The following is a 2,306-nucleotide window of genomic DNA, read 5'->3' on the forward strand; positions in this document are numbered from 1 at the left end:
TGCCAAAAACCGAATCGAATTCCTTTATCCAATTGAGCGGCATTGATGGGACCGATGGGGGCAGATAACGATAAACCTAACAGTATGTAACTTAAGAAAATACTCATAGGCCACTCCTTATTTATTTAGTTTATATATACGAAATCAATAGTGTAAGTCATAACTAAAAAAGCTGGAAATAAGAAATTATCTCATTTCCAGCTTGTTCTATTTAATGGGCCGTATTTCCTTGCGCTTGAACAGTGGTGTAGCTCTGAAGCATCTGGTTCATATCCTGCGGCTGCAATTGAGGAACTTGATAGTAGCCATGTTTATTCTGATACAAGAACGTTTCATAACTCATTTCAATAAAGTTAGGCACGCTGTCAGCAATGACTCTTCGCAACACCGGATTGGTCATCTCCAATGCGGTCATTGATAATAAAGTCGCTAGGTTTTTTGTTTGGCCAAGCATATAAGCGGACAGCCCCTGATCGGATAAATCACTTACCGATTGATTTGGTTTTTTTGGCTGGCCAGGCTTGAGTCCGTAAACCGTGTCATTGTTTTGAGTCATCTTGTACTGCTGTGTAGGCTGAGCAGGGTCTTGACCTGATTGAAAGCTCTGTACGATAGTGTTATACAGTTGAGTTACGAATGAAGATTGACGTTGTAATATATCTTTCAACTCTTGATCTTGAATGTGTTGATCATACATTTGATATTGATCGAGCATACTGATTAAGCTTGCAATCACCTCATGGGCATCAAATAATTCATGACCACCGTGATTGGTATTCTGCATCATATTAGGTGTCATTTGAGCACCATTCATTTGGTGATTAGGATCCTGATTTGGATATTGCACAAGAAATCCCTCCTGAAATTATTATTCATCTTTCAATTTTCCCCATTCTCACTTATTCATGTATGCGTGAATCGTGTCAATCCAAGCAACTGCTTGTCGTATCTTTAGATTTTTTATTAATTTTTATAAGTATCCCTCTAATTTACCTCAGAAAACGACACAAAAAGAATGATCAGTGGTAAACTAGTATATAAAGTGCGAAAATTTAGAATATATTTCTTGGAAATTTAGGGAGGAATTTCATTGAAATTATTAGGTTATCGCCATGTTACTGTCTCTGGAGAAGATCAAATGGTGGACTTTTTAGAGAATGAACCAACGTTATCCAATTCTTATTTTAAAACAGAAAAGTCCCCTGGAACCGTTTTTAAAAGAGAAAACAGCTGGCTAGAGCTCTGGACGAGAACTACACACATGCCGGAGAAGATGATGCTCCAGCTTATCGTTGATGACGCTGATGAGTTTGCCAGGTATGCGAAAACCAACGGAGTTGTGCTTCATGGCCCTATGGAGGAGGATGGAAAGAGGATATATTCGATCATCTCTCCTGGCAGGATGCCTGTAACTATCCAATCCGCTATCTAAATTGTTTGAAAATGTTCATTTTTTCCCATGCACTGGAAAATTCTAAGTGATATAATTTTGGCAGAGGATTCGTAAGGGAGATTTTGAAATGAAGTTATGGGGAAGAAAGATCTTTGTCGTACTAGTATCTGTGCTCACATTAGGTTTGTATGTCCCGCCGACTTATGTACATACTGATGCTGCAGAAAATAAGGAGATGGCTCCGGAGCATCCAGAGGGAAGCTATGCAACCTCTAATGAGGAGATAGTTCCTGAGCATGAAACACCAGACATACCTGATTCTGAAAGCGATTCAGAAGAAGATTATATCCATGTCATTGCGGAACTTGCGAAAGAACAGACCATGACTAAAATGGGTCCGAGGATTATTCAAAAAGTAGATACAGATATGACAAATGAAATCTTACCGAAAATTGAAGAAGTCGTAGAAATGATCTTAGCTGAAGTTGGGGAAGAAGAACTTCCTTACTATGAAATCACTGAAGAGCTCACCCCAGGTTATGGAGAGAAAATCTTTAACCTTTATAACTATAAGAGCGGGGAAGAGATCGCAAAGTTCCATGTCAGAAGAGATAAACGCCCGGGTGAAGGTTATTGGTTCAATTTCCACTATCATTTGAAAGATGATGAATTTGTTAAGCACCATTCCATCGGAGAGATCTATTGGGAGAAAAATACCCCCCCTAAATGGATGTCTTAAGTATAGAAAGAAGCGATTCACTTGAGTGAATCGCTTTTTTTACTATCTAGGAAATTATAAATATATTTAGGTGTGGATAACTTTTTGCGGTGTGAGTCTTCATCTAGCTCCAGCGCCTAGCCCCTCGAGGTCATAAGTCAATCGATTACGTGGATAAAAAGCCATCCACTACAT

3 protein-coding genes and 1 pseudogene are annotated in these 2,306 nt (G+C 38.9%); 2 read left to right on the forward strand and 2 right to left on the reverse strand.

The features are described 5' to 3' along the window. Together LD39_RS22715 and LD39_RS14380 are read right to left on the reverse strand one after the other, a co-directional pair. Positions 1-107 (reverse strand): annotated as a pseudogene (locus LD39_RS22715) (amino acid transporter); the annotation flags it as partial. A gap of 104 nt (positions 108-211) precedes the next feature. Next, positions 212-814: a spore coat protein gene (locus tag LD39_RS14380; protein WP_035548471.1), complete on the reverse strand. Its 603-nt coding sequence runs from the start codon at positions 812-814 to the stop codon at positions 212-214. 276 nt (positions 815-1,090) lie between these two features. Between LD39_RS14380 and LD39_RS14385 the strand changes: the two genes are divergently transcribed. Continuing rightward, on the forward strand, positions 1,091-1,432 hold the full coding sequence (locus LD39_RS14385; protein WP_035548464.1) for a hypothetical protein: 342 nt from the start codon (positions 1,091-1,093) through the stop codon (positions 1,430-1,432). Positions 1,433-1,520: 88 nt separating this feature from the next. Further along, positions 1,521-2,132, forward strand: a complete 612-nt coding sequence (locus LD39_RS14390) for a YpjP family protein (RefSeq protein ID WP_035548467.1) — start codon at positions 1,521-1,523, stop codon at positions 2,130-2,132. The last annotated feature ends 174 nt before the right edge of the window (positions 2,133-2,306 follow it).

Source organism: Halobacillus sp. BBL2006, from assembly GCF_000786645.1.
Lineage (GTDB): Bacteria > Bacillota > Bacilli > Bacillales > Halobacillaceae > Halobacillus.

Coding starts and splice junctions, on each gene's coding strand:
- LD39_RS14390 (WP_035548467.1), top strand. CDS start 1,521: ATGAAGTTATGGGGAAGAAAGATCTTTGTCGTACTAGTATCTGTGCTC.
- LD39_RS14380 (WP_035548471.1), bottom strand. CDS start 814: ATGAATGGTGCTCAAATGACACCTAATATGATGCAGAATACCAATCAC.